The 17,593-nt window shown below is 51.0% G+C and carries 18 protein-coding genes; 5 read left to right on the forward strand and 13 right to left on the reverse strand.

From position 1 onward, the window contains the following. Nucleotides 1-30 precede the first annotated feature (30 nt). From ACE5KN_RS30330 to ACE5KN_RS30350, 5 genes are read right to left on the reverse strand one after another with little or no spacing between them, the layout of a single operon-like run. Entirely contained in the window at nucleotides 31-2,100 is a 2,070-nt protein-coding gene (locus tag ACE5KN_RS30330) for a hypothetical protein (RefSeq protein WP_375528586.1), read from the reverse strand. Next, nucleotides 2,097-3,968 (reverse strand): P-loop NTPase family protein, encoded by a 1,872-nt coding sequence (locus ACE5KN_RS30335; protein ID WP_375528585.1) that lies wholly within the window; start codon nucleotides 3,966-3,968, stop codon nucleotides 2,097-2,099. Before ACE5KN_RS30335 ends, ACE5KN_RS30330 begins: the two co-directional genes overlap by 4 nt. Then, entirely contained in the window at nucleotides 3,968-4,807 is an 840-nt protein-coding gene (locus tag ACE5KN_RS30340) for a P-loop NTPase family protein (RefSeq protein WP_375528584.1), read from the reverse strand. Before ACE5KN_RS30340 ends, ACE5KN_RS30335 begins: the two co-directional genes overlap by 1 nt. A gap of 3 nt (nucleotides 4,808-4,810) precedes the next feature. Beyond that, nucleotides 4,811-5,569, reverse strand: coding sequence for a hypothetical protein (locus tag ACE5KN_RS30345; protein WP_375528583.1), 759 nt, complete (start codon nucleotides 5,567-5,569; stop codon nucleotides 4,811-4,813). 12 nt (nucleotides 5,570-5,581) lie between these two features. Further along, nucleotides 5,582-6,694, reverse strand: coding sequence for an SAF domain-containing protein (locus ACE5KN_RS30350; RefSeq protein WP_375528582.1), 1,113 nt, complete (start codon nucleotides 6,692-6,694; stop codon nucleotides 5,582-5,584). 288 nt (nucleotides 6,695-6,982) lie between these two features. Here ACE5KN_RS30350 and ACE5KN_RS30355 point away from each other — a divergent pair, with 288 nt between their 5' ends. The 4 genes from ACE5KN_RS30355 to ACE5KN_RS30370 are packed head-to-tail and all read left to right on the forward strand — an operon-like array spanning nucleotide 6,983 to nucleotide 8,021. After that, nucleotides 6,983-7,210, forward strand: a complete 228-nt coding sequence (locus tag ACE5KN_RS30355) for a hypothetical protein (RefSeq protein ID WP_375528581.1) — start codon at nucleotides 6,983-6,985, stop codon at nucleotides 7,208-7,210. A gap of 45 nt (nucleotides 7,211-7,255) precedes the next feature. After that, the gene (locus ACE5KN_RS30360; RefSeq protein WP_375528580.1) at nucleotides 7,256-7,513 is read left to right on the forward strand and encodes a hypothetical protein; all 258 of its coding nucleotides are present in this window, start codon (nucleotides 7,256-7,258) and stop codon (nucleotides 7,511-7,513) included. After that, the gene (locus tag ACE5KN_RS30365) at nucleotides 7,500-7,751 is read left to right on the forward strand and encodes a hypothetical protein (RefSeq protein WP_375533318.1); all 252 of its coding nucleotides are present in this window, start codon (nucleotides 7,500-7,502) and stop codon (nucleotides 7,749-7,751) included. The genes ACE5KN_RS30360 and ACE5KN_RS30365 overlap by 14 nt, the downstream gene beginning before the upstream one ends. Before the next feature lie 33 nt (nucleotides 7,752-7,784). Further along, entirely contained in the window at nucleotides 7,785-8,021 is a 237-nt protein-coding gene (locus tag ACE5KN_RS30370; RefSeq protein ID WP_355320476.1) for a hypothetical protein, read from the forward strand. 72 nt (nucleotides 8,022-8,093) lie between these two features. Here the strand turns inward: ACE5KN_RS30370 and ACE5KN_RS30375 are convergent, their stop codons facing one another. The 6 genes from ACE5KN_RS30375 to ACE5KN_RS30400 all read right to left on the reverse strand — a co-directional run bounded on the left by ACE5KN_RS30375 (nucleotide 8,094) and on the right by ACE5KN_RS30400 (nucleotide 13,681). Continuing rightward, nucleotides 8,094-8,579 carry an Hsp20/alpha crystallin family protein gene (locus ACE5KN_RS30375; protein WP_375528579.1) on the reverse strand — a complete coding sequence of 162 codons (486 nt, stop codon included), beginning with the start codon at nucleotides 8,577-8,579 and terminating at the stop codon, nucleotides 8,094-8,096. Nucleotides 8,580-8,700: 121 nt separating this feature from the next. Next, a complete protein-coding gene (locus ACE5KN_RS30380) occupies nucleotides 8,701-9,129 on the reverse strand; it encodes a hypothetical protein (protein ID WP_375533319.1) in 429 nt (142 codons plus the stop codon). A 38-nt stretch (nucleotides 9,130-9,167) separates the two neighbouring features. Then, entirely contained in the window at nucleotides 9,168-9,629 is a 462-nt protein-coding gene (locus ACE5KN_RS30385; protein ID WP_375528577.1) for an Hsp20/alpha crystallin family protein, read from the reverse strand. Between the two features lie 200 nt (nucleotides 9,630-9,829). Beyond that, nucleotides 9,830-11,083, reverse strand: a complete 1,254-nt coding sequence (locus tag ACE5KN_RS30390; RefSeq protein ID WP_375528576.1) for an L-lactate MFS transporter — start codon at nucleotides 11,081-11,083, stop codon at nucleotides 9,830-9,832. A 163-nt stretch (nucleotides 11,084-11,246) separates the two neighbouring features. Beyond that, nucleotides 11,247-12,023, reverse strand: coding sequence for a LytR/AlgR family response regulator transcription factor (locus tag ACE5KN_RS30395; RefSeq protein ID WP_375528575.1), 777 nt, complete (start codon nucleotides 12,021-12,023; stop codon nucleotides 11,247-11,249). Further along, nucleotides 12,020-13,681, reverse strand: a complete 1,662-nt coding sequence (locus ACE5KN_RS30400) for a LytS/YhcK type 5TM receptor domain-containing protein (protein WP_375528574.1) — start codon at nucleotides 13,679-13,681, stop codon at nucleotides 12,020-12,022. The genes ACE5KN_RS30395 and ACE5KN_RS30400 overlap by 4 nt, the downstream gene beginning before the upstream one ends. A gap of 222 nt (nucleotides 13,682-13,903) precedes the next feature. On the opposite strand from ACE5KN_RS30400, the gene ACE5KN_RS30405 reads away from it, so the two are divergent. Beyond that, complete coding sequence (locus ACE5KN_RS30405) at nucleotides 13,904-15,469, forward strand: choice-of-anchor I domain-containing protein (RefSeq protein WP_375528573.1); 1,566 nt, start codon at nucleotides 13,904-13,906, stop codon at nucleotides 15,467-15,469. A gap of 84 nt (nucleotides 15,470-15,553) precedes the next feature. Here the strand turns inward: ACE5KN_RS30405 and ACE5KN_RS30410 are convergent, their stop codons facing one another. Together ACE5KN_RS30410 and ACE5KN_RS30415 are read right to left on the reverse strand one after the other, a co-directional pair. Continuing rightward, on the reverse strand, nucleotides 15,554-16,153 hold the full coding sequence (locus ACE5KN_RS30410; protein ID WP_375528572.1) for an MSMEG_1061 family FMN-dependent PPOX-type flavoprotein: 600 nt from the start codon (nucleotides 16,151-16,153) through the stop codon (nucleotides 15,554-15,556). 16 nt (nucleotides 16,154-16,169) lie between these two features. Then, entirely contained in the window at nucleotides 16,170-17,573 is a 1,404-nt protein-coding gene (locus ACE5KN_RS30415) for a M14 family zinc carboxypeptidase (RefSeq protein ID WP_375528571.1), read from the reverse strand. Nucleotides 17,574-17,593 lie beyond the last annotated feature (20 nt).

Consider the following 17,593-nt stretch of genomic DNA (forward strand, 5'->3'; position numbering starts at 1 on the left):
TTTTCTAAATGTAATCAATAAAATATCAACTCACTGCACACTCCGTATTTGCTCAAAGGACGCTCCGGCCTGTGTCATGCTCAAGTAAATCATCGGGACTACCAAATAAAGAAAGATTAAGTACATGGACGGTGCCAATCCAAAAATTCTGCCCCAGAACGCTTTCCTCTCAATCAGTCTGCTGAAGTGCTCCTTGCGCTTTTCGGTGTAATACTCCTTTGTCAATTCCAGATCGTCAAAGGCCTGCAGCAGCGGAATCTTCTCAACTGATAGCCTCAGCTTTTCAACAACCCTGACAAAAGGCTCAAAGGCCACATCCTCACCCAGTATTTCCAGAGCTTCCTCTTGTCCGCTGCTGTAGTTGTTCAGGCAGTTTTTGATCGGGTCTTTAAAAATAACGCTGTATCTCTCCATCCACTCAAGCACCGTTTCAACATCCATTCTTTCAAACTGGGCCAGGATGGATATAATCGTATGGAACTGATCCACCTCGTCCTGCATCTCCATATAACGAATCCTTTTCTGGAAATACAGCAGCCAAAGCGGCGTATGATAGGCTGTACAGGCGAGCAGTATGCAAAGCAGCAACTCCCACCACTTGAAATACTCATTCTGAATGTCCATATATTTTTGATAGATTCGGTTGGCCGTAAATATAGTCGTTGCATCATTGCTGCTGGTCTCTGTTAACGTGCCTACCAGGGGAATCAGCGATGATGGCGATACCTCTGCCATTTCCTCCAGCATGACAAGCACAGAGCGGTCAAAATCGGTGTTCTTTTGTGCAACCGCCAGCTCATCAGGGCCAAGCTTCCCGAAAATTCCCGTCCCCCGCAGAGGATCATGCAGCACATTGTTAATGGACAGGGAATGCATGTAAAAGAACATTGAAACCGTTCCTATCAAAATGATCCCGCTGAGCAGCAGACGCTGAACATACAGCCATTCCAATGTGAGATAAGAGTTGGCTTCCTTGAGCAAAACCGTGAGCTGAAAATGAGCCTTTTTGTTCGGCGCAGGCACAAAGCAGTCCACTACCCAGCGCAGCGGGGGAATTTTGGTATAGAGAAGCTTCTCCCAAAGCAGACGCTCGCTCTTGGCCACATACCTGGCCTCGTCATTCGCCAGCAGCTTCTTGATCAGCGCGTAACACAGCAGTACGACAAGGAAGAAAAAGACCTTGATAAAGAACCCCAGCTTGCTTGAATAAAAATCGCTCATGACGGGAAAGTAAGTTTTCGCCCATAACTCAATCGGTTTTACAAACAGCACCGACAGCACGGCAATCGTTGATAAGCCCTTAAGCAAATAGTTCAGCCGCTCTCTTCTTAAAATTTCATAGTTCACATCCTGGATCAGCTTGGCGATCGCACTGAGATACATGGACGAATTTCTGACAATCCGGTCCCCGAATTCGGATACGAGAAAGGAAAAGCCGGTAAACATCTTATAATATTTGTTGGGCGCAACTTCATAGTAAATATCCAAAGCTTTGTGCTGATCATCTGCGGTCAAAATTTCATAAATCCGCTCGCCGTGCCGTGCCGCCTCATGAGGCGCAGTCAGACTTGCTTCATAGATGGCCTCCTCCACATTCCGGGTCCGCTGAAATTGATGCCTTGTATCCTCATACAGCGTGATCGACTGCTTCAGCAGCCGGTCCTCCACACGATTCACAAACGTGGTAATCATCACTCCGTTCAGTACGACAGCGCCGAACAGAATAAAGAAAATGGTGAACAGATCACGGCTAATGAGGTAGAACAGCAGCACCAGAATCGTTGTCGAAGTTAATGTAATAAAAGCAATATGCATCGTCTGCCGGCGAATCGCGTACTCATCGAAGGAATCCAGCACCTCCAGCCGTTTGCGGATCTTCCAGATGTACTTTCGCAGCAAGGGCAGTCGCTGAAACTGAACATAGGATTTCTGATAAATCAGATTCAGGCGATGGAGGCTCGCTCTCTTCCCGAACAGTCTTTCAAAAGCGTCGCTCTTCCTTCTCCCTTCCGCGTTTTTCACGAAGACGATCCAGGCAAAAGCAATCATAAACAGCAGAAACATACCGAAAAAAAGGCCTGTAAGCAGCCAGCTGTTCATGCGGGCACCTTCCAGTGGGCTGCAAGCAGCTCCGTAAATTCCGCCCGGTCCCTGGCATTCATATGACGCATCATTTCCGCCTGCTGCCGCTCCGAAATCGGATGCTTGGCGATATACTCGCCGTCCTGAAATACGACGATATCTCTACCTTCGAACGTTTTGCGGTCTGTCATGCGCCTGTAAAACTCGATGGCTGCCTGCCCGGGATCTTCGGGATACGTATCCTGCTCCAGCAAGGGCACACATTCCGTAATCCGTTCAATATATCTGCGCCCTTCCGCATCCTTGAACAGATGGATGTCAAAATCCAGTACGCTGACCACCTGCTGCTCGGCAATGGACTCATTTCGGAACAGTCCGGTCTGCAGCGTTGAATTCCGCAGGGAAAATACGAGGTCGCGGAACGTCTTCGCATGGTGCGATAAAATGGTGAACAAACTGGCAACGGTACCGGCCTGCAGAAACCAGGCAACCTGCTCCGCGGTCGCAGCCTCCCCGATAATGTTGACCGCTCCATCCGTCTTTTTCTGAATATCCATCCCTTTTTGACCTGTAATATCCGCCGTTTCCCGAATGGACACGATGTTCCGCTGTGGAAACAGATTTCGCAGGTGCAGCTCAAAGGCCATTTCCTGTACCCGAAGCGTCAAATACCCGGCTATAAAACGTGTCATGGCCATCATCAGAGTTGATTTGCCCGTTCCCTGATCCCCTGTAACCGTAGTCACCCTGGCCCCCTTCATAAGGAAAGGAATCAGACGAATGGGCAGCTCGGTGTTTCCAAATGTGAATCCCCGGTCCCTGGGATTCAGGAAATGCTCCAGATCGGTGTACGTGAGATTGAATTTCCGGTTGAAAAACACCCATGACTCCGCAAACGGGGGACGCATCACAACGATCCGCGAATTGTCCTTCATATCGTTGACGATAAAGCCGTTCTGCTCCGTAAGCTGGCCAGGGTTGTTCCACTTATAGATCGTCTGACAGATCCGCTTCAGCTCCAGCTCGCTGCCAAAGGACAGAAAGGATAAATGCATCGTTTTCCCCCGGTACATAATCCATACCGAATGGGTGTTATCATGCCCCGAGCTGGCTTTCATCGCCTGCAGCATCTGTTCTTCATCCTCAATATCCTGCATGGAGGAAGGAATGCCGGATACTCCTCCCGATACGCCGTCGATTTCCATATACCGAATCTCATCTATGACGCCAAAGCCTTTGAACCCCTGGTAAATCCGCTGTACAATAACTTGCATTTTATCCTCAAAAGACAGCAAACCTGAACACTTCTCGCGGTAAATTTTGCTTATCTCATCCTCTGTGATGATGTAGGACTCCGTCTGCCCTTCCTCAATCACGGATTTAAGCTCATCCAGCCGGTATTCGTCGATCATCCTGGGGAGCGCTTTGTAGTGATGCTTTTTCTTGTAAAGCTGCATTAAAATATCGAATTTGTCCCTGGCGGTAAGCTTGCCCGGTTCATCAAAGGGCAGGACATAATCTGCATTGCGCTCATTCATCCCGTAATCCCTGATCAGCAGATCATAAATCAGATCCTTGACGTACATTTTGTCGTACAAGTCACCGCTGTTGCAGCCCTTGAGCGCAGCCTTCAGCTCGGTACGCATATGTTTTTGCCGGTTGAAATCCTCAAGATCCAGAGCCAGATCATACAGATTCGCACCTGTCATTTCATTGAATTTGTCTTTAATATACTGGGTCATCTGCTTGATGCTGTACCGCTCCATATCCTCCGGCTTTTTCTTTTCTTTCCGCATCGCCTGCGGATGCCTCAGCTTGTAAATCAGGTAGGACAGAAGAGCGGTCAGCAGAATTCCAATACCGATGCCATTCCATATGACAAGCATCAGGATACTCCCCTCTCGATTCGCTTGATCTCCGTGTTAACTCCAATTTGAGACAGCATCTCCTTTACCGCCTTCCTGACCTCCTGGAAAAAAGGATAGCTTCCATGCCGCCGCCCGGCATTGCGGGTACGCCGGAACCAGCCGAGTACATCCTTATCATTGAAAGCATCACGGTAATCCGAGCAGTACGGAATCACAAAGAGCGGATCCTTGATCCCGAATTTGCGCCTGATATTCGTCGCGTTATATTTGGAGTGAGGATCATATTGCCCAAGCAAAATCATTTTGTTCTTCCCCTGCAATGCACACGGCCACTGTTCCTGGCTGGCATAACGCTCCAGTGAGCTCAGATCCTGACTCAGATTGACCACGACAAGGTCCGAGCTTTGAATAAGCTGATTTGTGATCTGATTTGCTCCGCCGCTTTCAATATCCAACATGATGGCCTGATAATATCGCCTTGCCTCATCAAATATGGCGGCAATAACATGCTCAATCCCTTCATGACCGGATTCATCCGGCTTGCTGGTACCTGCCAAAAGATCCAGCCGTCCAGGCTCAAGCGATAAGGTATGGTTGCTGATGCCGGACGCACTTAGCCGTTTCGTTTTAAACAGCCGCTCGAGCGCATCCATACCGGTCGCTGCCGAGGTCACGAAATTTTTCATTTGCAGTTCCTTGGATTTGATAAAAGCGTCTTCCAGACTCGAGTTCCCAAATTGGGTCCGGGCGATCAGCGTCCGGATATCATAATCCAGCCCAACCATAGCCCCGGCGGCGGCGCAGTTCGCCGTCTTCCCCCGCCCGTGATCCGGGCTCCAGAATGTAATGATCGACATGTTTTACCTTCCCCTTCCCGCCGCCTTCAAGGCTAGCCGCAATGAGTTTCTCTCCACATCGGATACAGCCGCGAGAATGCTGAGCAGCGTCTTTTTTGTGCTTCTGGATAGTCTCTTCAGCTTCAGGCTGGTCTCATACTGCATGCGCACACCTGCTATGTAGTCCGTTTCATCGTAATAAAACTCCACATCCTTTTCGTCAGGAAATACTGTGTTCAGCTGGCCTGCGGCAGTCTCCATAAAAGCTTCACTGACCGGGCTCTCTGCTGCCATGTACCTGATGCGAGCCATTTGCAGGTCATCCCCCTGCCGCTCCTGAAGAAGCTTCTGCAGCAGCTCTGCATTACGCTGAATCGTATACCGTTCGCTGTTGGTGACCAGCGCATAGCTGCTGACACCCCCCCATGCCGTCAGCAGCGAAGCCTCCAGCGTGTCCGTATGATCAACATCCAGGAGCACAAAATCATAACTTGTGTACTGCTCGTTGTTGCTTTGGAAAAAGCTCTCCAGCGACTCATGAATGGCTGCTCCGTTTTTGAAGCTGTGTTCGAAGCCTGACGCCACATCAAAACCATCAAATTCAATGACTCTGCTGCCTCCCTTCAAACCGCCCCCAGACAGCTCCGGAACCGCAAACTGATACTTCTGCAGCACGGTACCATCGATAATGAGCACTTTTTTGCCGGCAGACGCCAGAATTTTACCCAGCCAGAGCAGCAGCCCTCCCTTATCACAAGCGCCTAAAAACATAATGTTTTGCAAAACTGCACCTCCTTAAGGTTGAACACCGATCTCGGGCGTCTGTCCATAGATGACATCGTCGCTGGCCGCGGCGGTTCCAGCCGTTTCCTCTAACAGCTTCGGGTTTTGCGCTTTCCCGTTTGCCGGAGGGGTGGGGGAATTGGCAGCCGTCGTATGCTGGCTCTCAGCATAGTCGTTACTTTCTACAGGCAGTGCATCTTTAACGGGAGGCAGCTGTGAAGCATAGCCTGAGCCGCCGCTGTCTGTCACCTCATTTGAGGCTGAAGCAGATTCACTGTAGCTCCCTGCACCTGCTGCGCCCGCACTGTATCTGCCCCGTTCCGTCTCGGACATGGCGGCCAAATTCATTTCAAGGACAGTTCTTTTCCTGGATTCAAGCTGCTCCGTCGCCACCTTCACAATGTTCGGATCGGACTGGATCAGCTTCTTGACCTCGTCCTTAGGCGGATAGGTTACGATCGCCTTGTCCTGCATGTAAGGATCGACGTAGCTCAGTGCATAGATCGTTGCCTCGTTGATATAGGCATCCACAATGGCGCTGGACATCATCAGAATCTCCTGCTCATCCATCTCGTAGGAAATCAGCCCCCCTGACAGATCCTTTACTTTCTTCTTGGACAGGACGATGTAGTCTTCACCGGTCGGGAATTTGATCCGGACATCGACAAATTGATCCGGCCCCAGCTTGGCTGGCAGTTGAATGAGCCTGAATTCCTGATTCCTCATATCATCCGGGGTGACACCATTCTCAAACAGCATGGATTTCGTAACCGCCGTGTTTTTGGGAAGGTCAATCCTCGTGTATTTGCCGACGATGTCCTCCTTGTTCAACACATTTTCAGGCACGGACGCGGCAGGAATATTTACAAGGGCAATATCTGTCTCCGCGAGCGCATCCCCGGCTTTGTGATCACTGACAACGACAGGCACTTGCCTCATCTCCTGCTGCAAAATTTGCTTCGTCTCCGCAAGCTCCTGCTCCAGCTCCGCTGTTTCCTGCGAATAATCTGTCTCAAAGCTTCGGAACAGCAGCACGCCGATGGTCAGGCATACGATCAGCGTGACAACAGCCCCCACAGCACAAGCCAGCACCAGCTGCCTGTGCCGCACACGTAATCTGGACATATCTTCTCTCCTTTGCCGGAACGGAAAACAAAAAAGCACCGACCATTCTCCCGGAGGAGATGATCGGTGCTTCCGATAGGTTCCGCTATTCAAATTATTTTCATTATAAAAACAAACGTCCATCTCGTCAACCACCAGTTGAAATGCGCGTTCCCGGCACCGGAAAATCATATTACGGATACAGCGGGCATATTTCATGCTTTCAATCCATAGTCTTATTAAAAAACCTGTTGCCGGGTGCTGACATGCCTGACAGCAAGATCAAAAACCACGAAAGGAACATTCGACATGTTTATTCCGGTATGTGTGAATATTGGCGGCCTGGAAGTCAATAACACGGATCATTTGGGCAACATTTCGTTCGGAACCAATATCAAGGTCGGCAGAAATGTCAGTGCCAAGAAAAATCAGGGCTTCGGCCAGCAGCATGCGGATGATTCGCCCCGCTTTTTCACCGTACAAATGGTGTTGGATGAAGACTTTCTGGACTCTTTCTCACAAAAAAAGAACCTGTAAAGAGGCCCCGGACAGCATGACACAAATCAAAAGGAGGAAACACGGATGCCCCCCTCATTTCCTCACATTGTCATTAATATCAATATCATCAAGGTGAATTCCTTCGAAAATGCTTCTGCCATCAATGTAGGCCAGAACCTGCTGGCAGAATGGCATAATTCGGACAAGAAAAACATGGGTCTTGGTCAAAATATGGGCGACGGTGCCGATTTTCTGGGGACACGCAGCTTTGTGGATGACCGGGATGGCGCCGATTCGAATACTACTTTTGACTCGAATAGGATTCCTTATGTCAAGGGGTGATATATTGAATTTTGCGCCCATGGTACTCAATATCGGCGGATTAAAAATCAATGCGATTGATCATGCGGCTGTTGTCAACATAGGCCCAAGTGAGCATATCGACTTGTTCGTGTCTTACAAACGGAATCAGGGGATCGGTGAGCAGAATGGCGATATATCCCCCATGTTCCTGCCTGTTTCGTGGGTTTCGGACACCGATTTGCTGGACTCGAATTCCATTAAAAACAGCATCGTTTAACCGTTCGCCAGTCTGATCAAAAGGAGTGATGTCATGCTGTTTATAACACCGATGCAAATCAATCTGCTCGCTTTTAAAATCAATGCAGTGGATAATGCTTCCGTGACCAACGCGGGGTCCTTCCAGTCAATCGATGAACTGCTTTCGTATAAAAGGAATCAGGCCGTGGGAGAAATCAACGGAGACTTGTCGCCCATCAATGTGCCTGTCGCTACGATTGTCGATCCTGATTTAGCGGATAGTAATACAGTCAAAAACAGCGCTATATAAGGCGCTGCAGGAAGTCCGAAATCCCTGCTGTTTCACCAGTGGGGATTTTTTGTGCTCTGTAACCATCCTGTATCAATCGCGGATGGGAATTTCCCGCAGCGGCTGAGTGCCCGGCAATTTCGGCATGCGCACCTCAAGGATTCCGTCCTTTAACCTCGCGATAGACCGGTTCGGATTTACATCCTGCGGAAGGGTGATTTCCCGGGACTTTCCCGCCAGCTGGATACGCAGCGTCCGTCTGTTTACGAGAAATTTGATGTCCTCCAGGGGAGTATCTGCCGGAACGTCGCATCTTACGAAGATGCAGCGGTGTGTCTCAAACAGATTGTATTTAATCTCGCCCGTTTCCGCCCCCGATTCTGCGAATGGCTGAAATGCGCTCAGGTTAAGGCCCGAGTCCCCCAAAAATTGATCCATCGTTTTACGAATATAGCTCTCAATCTGTTTGCCGGGTACGAGCCCGCCGAGCCAATCGGATTTGCCGCCAAACGGAATCTGCTTTTGGAGATATTCTCCGAAGCGATCCCAATCAAATACGGGGTGCTGCCTTTTTGTCACAAGGTCCAGCTTCCTTTCCAATTTAGCTTTTTATCCAGCATATGCGGATAAATGCCCACCCGATACTGACCTTGAAAGCAGCTATCGATCAAAACCGCCCGTTTTCTTATGTACAGTCTGCTCAATGATTGCTGCCATGATCTGAGGATTTCTGCGCGCGAATGGTGCACCGCGGACCTTCCTCGGACTTCACAGCCGCTGACGGCTTGATGGGAGCAGCTCCGCTGTTCTTCACCGTTTGCGGTCTCCCGGTGTAATAATTGGCGCCGATATTCAGCTGTCCGCTGAGTTCTTTGATGCCCAGTGCTCCAAAGTTGTTTTCATGCTGGAGCTTATCAATATTCAAATGCTCGATGTTCAAATGTTCAATAATGACAGGCGGATTCATCGCCTGCTGATCCAGGGCTTGTCTGCATAATGAGAGCTCTTTTTCCATGGCTTCTATTTTCAACAACAGCCGCTGATAGCTCTGCTGCTCTGCATCTGCGGCTTTGTAACTGGATATCCGGTTATTTTGTCCGAGGAACTGCTTCAACAGCTTCATGAACATTCCGTTCCCCGCCTTTCATGGCATACCCCTTGCGGATGCTAATCGATTTTTATTTCCTCTCTCGGTCTTTGCACACGCGGAATGCGAATTTCCAGCAAACCGTTTTCGAACCGGGCCGTTATTTTCCCTTGCGGAGCTATGCTTTCAGGCAGTGAAATCGCCCGCTCAAATTCTCCGGTATGCCGCTCCGTCTGCACGATTTTCATGTTTTGAGCGAATGGATGAACGATCCCTTTCACGACGACAGCATTATCCGAAACAGACAGCTCCACATCCTCCTTGCGGACCCCGGGGAGATCCACACGGATCAGCATTTCGCGCATTCCAAGCAAGACGTCTGCACGAGGGAACGATGAAGCCGATTTAGCAGTGCCGTCCGTGGCGGAGAACTGCTTCATCATCTGTTCGGTGTAATCGGAATCAAACACGCTGTCCCAAAATTGCCCCTGCTGAAACTGCTTCGCCAGCTCCAACCATCGCTTTATATTGTCATTTTGCATGACGGTCCTCCTGCTTCCGGTTTAGATTAGCGGCAAGGTTCTCCGATTGGGCAGAATACCTCTTTATTTATTCTTATTTGAGGCTGGAACAATAAATGCCTGGCAAACTGGCTGTTTAAATGATTGGCTCTGTAACAAAAAGAAAACCCACTTGTGAAGTGAGTTTCATTGGAATGATCCGGGAATAATCCCGCCCGGAATCAACCCGCTTTTGTTCCTGCTCTCATGCTGCGCATACCCACATGTTGGCTTTCATGCTCGTCCCGCCGCTTTTTCTGACCCGGTGCCTGAATAAATACAGCAATCAGAAACGATATGATACACAGGACCCCGATGACGGTAAAGGTAGGAATAAAACCGCCCAACGCAGCAGCGATAAAGGAAGCGGACAAGGCGCCGAGCCCGAAGCCCTGATAGACAATACCGTAGTTTTTGCTTTGATTTTTCAATCCGAAGAAATCGGCCACGATCGTTGGAAAGACGGTAATGTTGCCGCCAAAGCAGAAGGCGATGGCCGCCACGCAAGCAAAGAACAGGCCAAAGTTCAGCTTCGCAAAGCTCAGGACAGCTACCGCGCAGGCTGTTACAAGCAGCGCACCGGCTACTACTTTGAGGCGGCCCATTTTATCCGACAAGGCACCCAGCACGATACGGCCGGTCGTATTGAATATGGCCACCATGGCCACCGCATTTGCGGCAGTCGCCGCATCCAGCCCGGCAAGCTTGACCCCGATGTCCTTAACAATGCCGATCAGATACAAACCGCTCATGCAGGCGGTAAAAAACATAATGAACAGCAGATAGGCCTGCTTTGTGCGCAGCATTTCCTTCACCGTGTAATTATGCTGCGCCGAATCGTTCCGCTGCTGAACCGTACCGGCTGCAGAAGACGCTTCCCTGACAAGAAAAGAACCTCCGACAATCATGATCATGACCATAATTCCCCAATACATAAAAGCCTGCGTAACACCGACCGACCCAATCAGTGAGCCGTTAATATATTTGAACACCAGGCTGCCCGTTCCGTAAGCTCCGACAGAGATACCGGAAATCAGCCCTTTCCGTTCAGGAAACCACTTGATCAGATTGGATAATGAAGTGATATATGCCGTACCATCCGCAAATCCGACCACAACCCCTGCCAGCAAATACAGCAGAGAAAGCGACGATACCTGCGAGCTCAGCATCAAGCCTGCACCGAGCACTATTCCCGAGGCCAAAATCAGGCGGGGCAATCCCCATTTATCCTGCAGCTTGCCAGCAAACAGCGTGGCAAACGCCAGTGCAAAGCTTGTGATGGAAAAGGTGATGGCGACCGAGCTGAACTCCCAGCCAAACCGGTCGACCAGGGGCTGATTAAACAAACTCCACGTATAAATCGTGCCTAATCCCATTTGAACGATGATGGTGCCAAGTACAATAAGCCAACGGTTGCTGCCAGTACTTCTGTTCATTCCAATCTCCTCTTTTCATTCCGGCTGATAATGCTGCAAATGAATTCCGAATACGTTCGCATGAATGCGTTATCATGTTCCCCACACAACCCATTATAAAACCCGGAATGAACAGCCGGACCGGTTTGCGCATGAAATGCACCGGAACGGGAATGAACTGCACCTACAGGCGCATCAGCTGCCTGAATTCCTTTGCCTTGCTGCGGCTAACAGGCACTTCAGCGCTCAGGTCTTTCAGCCTCAGCAGATACGTGTGGTTGAACCAGGGAACGATCTCCCTGATTTTGGACACATTGACGGAATAGGAGCGATGGCAGCGAAAAAACAGCTCCTGCGGCAGCCGTGCATGAAATTCGCTGATGCTCATCGGCATCGTGTACTCCTCATTTCTGGTATAGACCAGAGTCACTTTCTCGCTGGCGGAAGCGTAATAAATATCGTTGGCGTCCGTTACGATAATTTTGTCATTCTTCAGCAGATTCACCCGTCCGGAAACTGGTCCCGGCGTCTCCGCGCCATTCGGTGCAGTTGCTGCATCGGCACGTTCTGTGGACGGCTGCACCCTTTCGTAGCGTTCACGCGCATACGCAGCCTCCAGCCTGGCCAGCATGGAAGCGATCCGCTTTTCATCATACGGCTTGAGAATGTAATCGAACGCTTCCAGCTCGAACGCCTGTGCGGCATGCTCCTTATATGCCGTAGTGAAAATGATATACGGCTTTTTCGCAAATTTGCTGATATTGCGGGCCAGCAGCATACCGTCCAGGGACGGGATATTAATGTCAAGGAAAATGGCGTCCGTCTCCTGGTCCTGCAGAAACTTGAGCACATCCAGGCCGTCCTCGAAGCAATCCGTCACCTGAATCCCGCTGTGGGCGCCTATGAGATATTCCAGCTCCTGACGGGCCGGTATTTCATCCTCTACAATGATCGCTTTCATACAATCCCCTTCGTTATATCAAAATAAATCTCTGTTCCCGGCTGCAAACGGCGGATCACCAGTCCCTGTCCGTAGATCAGCTTGACCCGTTGATGCACGTTGTATAAACCGATTTGCTGAACAGGAACATCATCTTTGTATAAATGATCGACGACCTCCTGCCGGATGCCCACTCCACTGTCTGACACCGTAATTCTTACCTTGTCCCCTTTGTCTTTGACTGCAATAGCTACAGTCCCGGGGCCCTTCCGTTTCAAAATGCCGTGATTGATCGCATTTTCCACCAAAGGCTGAATAATCAGACTCGGAATGCGGACGTCTACATCGTCAATATCATACTCTACCTTGAGTCTGCTGCTGAACCGCGCCTTTTCGATTTCCACGTAATCCCTCACCTGCTCCAGCTCGCGGTGAATATCGATCAGTTCGTTGTTCAGCTCCAAATTGTAGCGTAGAAAACCGGACAGATTGATGATCAGCTCCCTGGCCTTCTCCGGGTTGGTGCGGGTCGTAGACGCTACCGCGTTCAGCGCATTAAACAGAAAATGCGGATTGATCGTCGTCTGCAGGGCCTTCAGCTCCGCTTTATTGGCCGCCTCTTTAATCTGCTCCACCCGCGAAACCTCCATCAGGGTGGAGATGATCTGTGACAGACCAATCGCCATCGTCTGCAGCGGATAGGTGATTTTATAGGCCTTGCGGTAATAAATCTTGAGCGTTCCCGTAACCTCTCCCCGTTCCTCCAGTGGAATAATCAGCAGAGACTGGATCTGCGGCGTCTGGTCATCCGCAATATGGTTGCGGATGGTAATCTTCCCGCTGCGGATGGTGCCCTTCGTCACATCACTGCTGATCTGATGCCCGATGTGATAGCGTTCTTCACCGAAGCCCACATAAGCAAGCACATTATGCTTATCCGTAATAGCCACGGCATCCGCCTGAATATCCTGCTTGATGATGCTGCAGATCGTCCGCAGCGAATCACTGTTGATGGAACGGAAATAAGGCAGCGTTTTATTGGCGATATCGAGGGCCAGCTTGGCCTGCCGGGCCGCAATCATTTCCTTTTCCCCTTCCACGCTCTGAACCAGCAGCACGATCAGGCCAACGCTAACTTCTCCAAGAATCATGGGAAAGCTGATTTTCGAGACAATTTCCAGTCCCAAGGCGAGCGGTTCGGCCATCGCCAGAATCAGCAGCATCGTTAAGGCCTCACACAGCATGCCTGCCGTAATGCCGGCGATCCACCGTTTGGCGCGGCTGACTTTGCGGTTGATATAACCGGACAGCACCCCTGCAAGAATGCTTGTAATAAGACAGGGAAGCGAAGTTACGCCCCCGATGTCAATCAAATAACGATGAATGCCGGAGACGAGGCCGGTGATGATGCCTACCCACGGACCGAACAAAATACCTCCGGAAACGATCGCAATGATCCTTACGTTAACGAGTGATCCTTCCACTTCAATGCCCGAATAAGTGCCGAAGAGAGCAAACAGGCAAAATATAGCCGTTACCACGGCAAGCTCAGCCGGAGAGTGACTCTCCCGCTGCAGCGTCTCTTTGAAGCGGGGTATCCTTGTCATGAAAAAAAGACAGATGAGCAGCAAGGCGGCCCGCTCGAACAGCTGCATCAGCATTTCAAATTGTGCGTTCAATCTACTCCCCCCGCGCCTATAAACTTTCAGAACTAAATCAGTGTACCAGATTATGAGACCCAGAGCAGCAGCGCTCTCCAATGCATTTTTTACATTAATCGGACAAATTTTACGCACATCCCCGTTTCTTTTAACATAAAGAAACTATAATTTTTACAAACAAAGGGCGAACGGTCTCTGCTAAAGCCCATCTACTATATTGAATAAAAAGGGGATTATAACTTGAAAAAGACAAACAAATGGCTGCTCGCCATGGCAGCAGCCTCCATCACCACTGCCGCCGCATTGCCGGCTGTGCATGCCGCCGAGGCTAAAGGCGAAGCGGTCCGTTCCATGGTATCGGACATGCAGGGGACTTTGAAATGGAACACCGGGGATAAGAGTGCAAATATCAGCCTTGGTGATATAACCGCTGTTTTCCGGACCGGCTCGGCGAAGGCCGTCCTGGATGGAGCAGAGGTTACACTTGATCAAGCGCCATATATTGAAGACGGTAAATTATACATCTCTGAAAACACTGCCAGGCAGCTGCGCGGCAGCCTGATCGACGCGCAAAACCGGACAGGATATGAGCTTGCCGGCTCGTTCCAGATGCCTAGCGGCAAGGCCGAGATCGCCGCTTCCACTCCGGACGGCAGCCGCCTGCTCGTGACCGAGGCGGACAAAGGCAGCGTCAGCGTCCTTGACATTACTTACACGGACCAGGTTAATGAATTAAAAACCATCAGCTTCAGCAGCCTCTCTGGCAAAGCGGAGGTTACCAGCGTTGCGGTTATGCCTGACGGCAAGCATGCCATCGCCGTCATCCGCACTGGTGACAACTTTAATGATCCGAATCCAGGCATGGCCGCCGTCATCGATTTGGATACCTACGAGATTGCCAAGGTGTACGAGATCGGCATTGGCCCGGATTCCATCGCCATTTCCCGCGACGGCAGCTATGCCGTAATCGCGATTGAGGATGAAGAAATGGATCCGAAGACGGAGGAGTTTGATTATACGGCCAACAAGCGCCCGGGCAGCATCGCTGTGCTTCACTTCCCGGAGGGCAACGTGCTGGCAGGTGAGCTGGTTCAGGTGCCCGTGGACTTGAACGGCGTTGAAGGCGCCATGTATCCGCACGAGCCGCAGCCGGAATACGTGGCCATCAGTCCGGACAGCACTACCGCTGCGGTAACGCTGCAGGAGAATAACGCCATTGCGATTGTCGATCTGAAGGCGCGGAAGCTTGTCCGTATATTCGCCCTCGGTACGACCACCCATGCTGCGGATGCGAAGGATGATGGCCGGGTATCGTTTACGGATGAAATTACTGCCCGCTATGAGCCGGACGGCATCACCTTTACCTCGGACGGACGCTACCTGCTGACGGCGAATGAAGGGGACCTTGGCGAGGATGAATTCAAGGACGGCGTGAAGGCTGGCGGACGCAATATCGCGGTGTGGAGCCTTGATGGCGATAAAATTTACGACAGCGCCGATTTGATTGACAAGGCAGCGGCCAGAGTCGGCTTGTATCCGGATGGACGCAGCGAGAAGAAGGGCAGCGAGGTGGAAAATCTGACGATTGCGCAGGTGAATGGTCGCGATATTGCGGCAGTTGCCTCCGAGCGTGCGGACGCCATCCTGTTTTTCGACCTGTCGAATCCCGAATCGCCGGCTTTGCTGGGACTGATTCCAACGGCTGGCGAATCACCGGAGGGAATTCATTATGTGAACGCAAGAGATATGTTCGTCAGCGCCGATGAAGGTACTGGTACGATCAGCTTCTATAAAAGACAGCAGTAAAAAAAAGGCAGACGAGCGGAGTGTTTCCCATTCTGCCCGACTGCCTTTTTTTAAAGACAATATTCAACATAGCCCCGTAAAGCCTCAATCCTCCTTCTGTACACTTTTGTTCAGCTCCAGATGCGCGAGGAACATTTCCGCTATGGATGGAAGCTCCTCCTTCTCTGGCCAAGCGTCCGGGCTCCATATCTTCGACTGCTTGAATGCGCGCGGACAATGCACAAAACATTCCTCCACCTCGACCACGACACACATTCCTGTTGTTTTGCCATCCCACTGCATTTGCTCCAGCAGCTCCGGACTCCTCGTAATCCATGCTTTACCGTTAATGCGCAGCACTTCATCCAGACCGGGGATCAGAAAAATCATGCCCACCTGGGGGTTCTCCATGATGTTCAGCAGCGAGTCCACCCGCTTGTTCCCCGGACGCTCGGGAAAGACCAGCCTGCGTTCATCCAGCACCCTGACGAAGCCCGGCCCGTCTCCGCGCGGAGACACATCACAGCGCCCGTCAGCGCTGCTCGTTGCGAGGAAAAATAGCGGAGATTGCTGCAGATATCCCCGAGTATGCTCCTCGATGACAGATACAACCTTATGCTGCACACGCTCACTCGGAGTCCCGACAAGCTCCCTGAGCTCATCCGGGGATGTCATAATGTGCTGCATCCATGATGGTGAATTCATATGTTCTTCCTCCCGATTAGAGGCTGACATGCGCATCCTTCTGTTTATCAGCTACACGTTTCGAGACAATCAGCCCGCCTTCAAGCTGAATGCGCACCAGCTTTTGAATAGGAATGACCGAGTAGTTCATTTCCTTCTCAAGTCTATCACATAAACTCTTCAACAGCTCCAAGCCATGATCTCTGGCCGCCTTCAGACGCTGAGCAGCCTCATTTGGTGCTCCACTGCCGGGCAGACGGTCAAGTTCATACTCGCAGGCACGGACACTAAGTCCGAGCGATAGACCGTGATAGAAAGAAGCAATCTGCAAGTTATCGAATACATGCGACACCTTCGCCGGCTCCTTGAAGGAAGCATCGCTTTCCGCCCATTTCAGCTTGGCATCCCCGCCCGATTCACCATAGCGGAGAATTTGATTCACCAGCTTGACAAACGGATTGTCCTGCTGGATATCGGAGCGGATATCGGCAAGAATGCTTTCCAGATCCGCATGCTGTGCTCTGCTCTGCTCGACATTTTTCCGTACGGCCTCCAGCCTTGTCATGTCGCTGTCGCTTAAATCCTCAATCCTCGGATCAAAGAAGTAAGGAAGCTCTGTCAGGAAGGTGACACAATCGCCCGTCTCGGTTAAAGCATAATCCGCGCTGCTTGTGCCGCAGTCGTATGTGGCTGGATCGCCGCCGTATTGCTCCAGATAGTCGTATTCCTGTGCCGCGCTGATGCAGCCGTAAACAGCCGGTGCAAATTCGGTAACCGAAGGCACTTCAGGCTCGCCAAGGCTGATCGCCACCCCCTGCCTGCGCGCGGATGCATACAGCGCTTCATACACTTCGGGCATATCCTCGGAAATGTACCAGTAGGCGCCGCCAAAGCCGGCATTGTGCAGGGAATACATGAACTTCGGCTTTTTGTCCCTGATCAGCTTCATCAGGGCTTCCGTCTCGGGCAGCGGACTGTTGAAATGCAATGATTTATGATCCACCGGAAAGGTCCATTCCACCTGCTCCTTGCCCACGGGACGGAAATAGTTGCGCATATAATGGTACAGATGAAAAGGCCCCTTGAACCAGTTTTCATTCAATCTTGTGCCGTCGGGGTCTATGCATTTGATAATATACCAGGTGTATCCGAGCTCCTCCCGGAGCTCCTTGTCTTCCGCAAGCGCCCTTGAGAAATATTCCATCGTCATGGCGCCGATCGGCTCATTCGGATGCGGACAGGCGAAGCAGAGAGCGTTCAGCGGACCGTCCCCGATTTTGAGGCAGAGCAGAGGATGCCCCTGCCGGGAAACGCCTGCTTCAAAAACCGTTACGATATCTGGAAACTCCTCCGCCAACCGGCGGGTGCTTTCATCCATCTCATCCACCGTCATAAATGCCCCGTAATCGGGAACGCCGTCTATAATACGCTGAAAATCCATGATTTTATTCCTCCCCTTCC

This window comes from Paenibacillus terreus, from assembly GCF_042138595.1.
GTDB classification, from domain to species: Bacteria; Bacillota; Bacilli; order Paenibacillales; family Paenibacillaceae; genus Paenibacillus; species Paenibacillus terreus.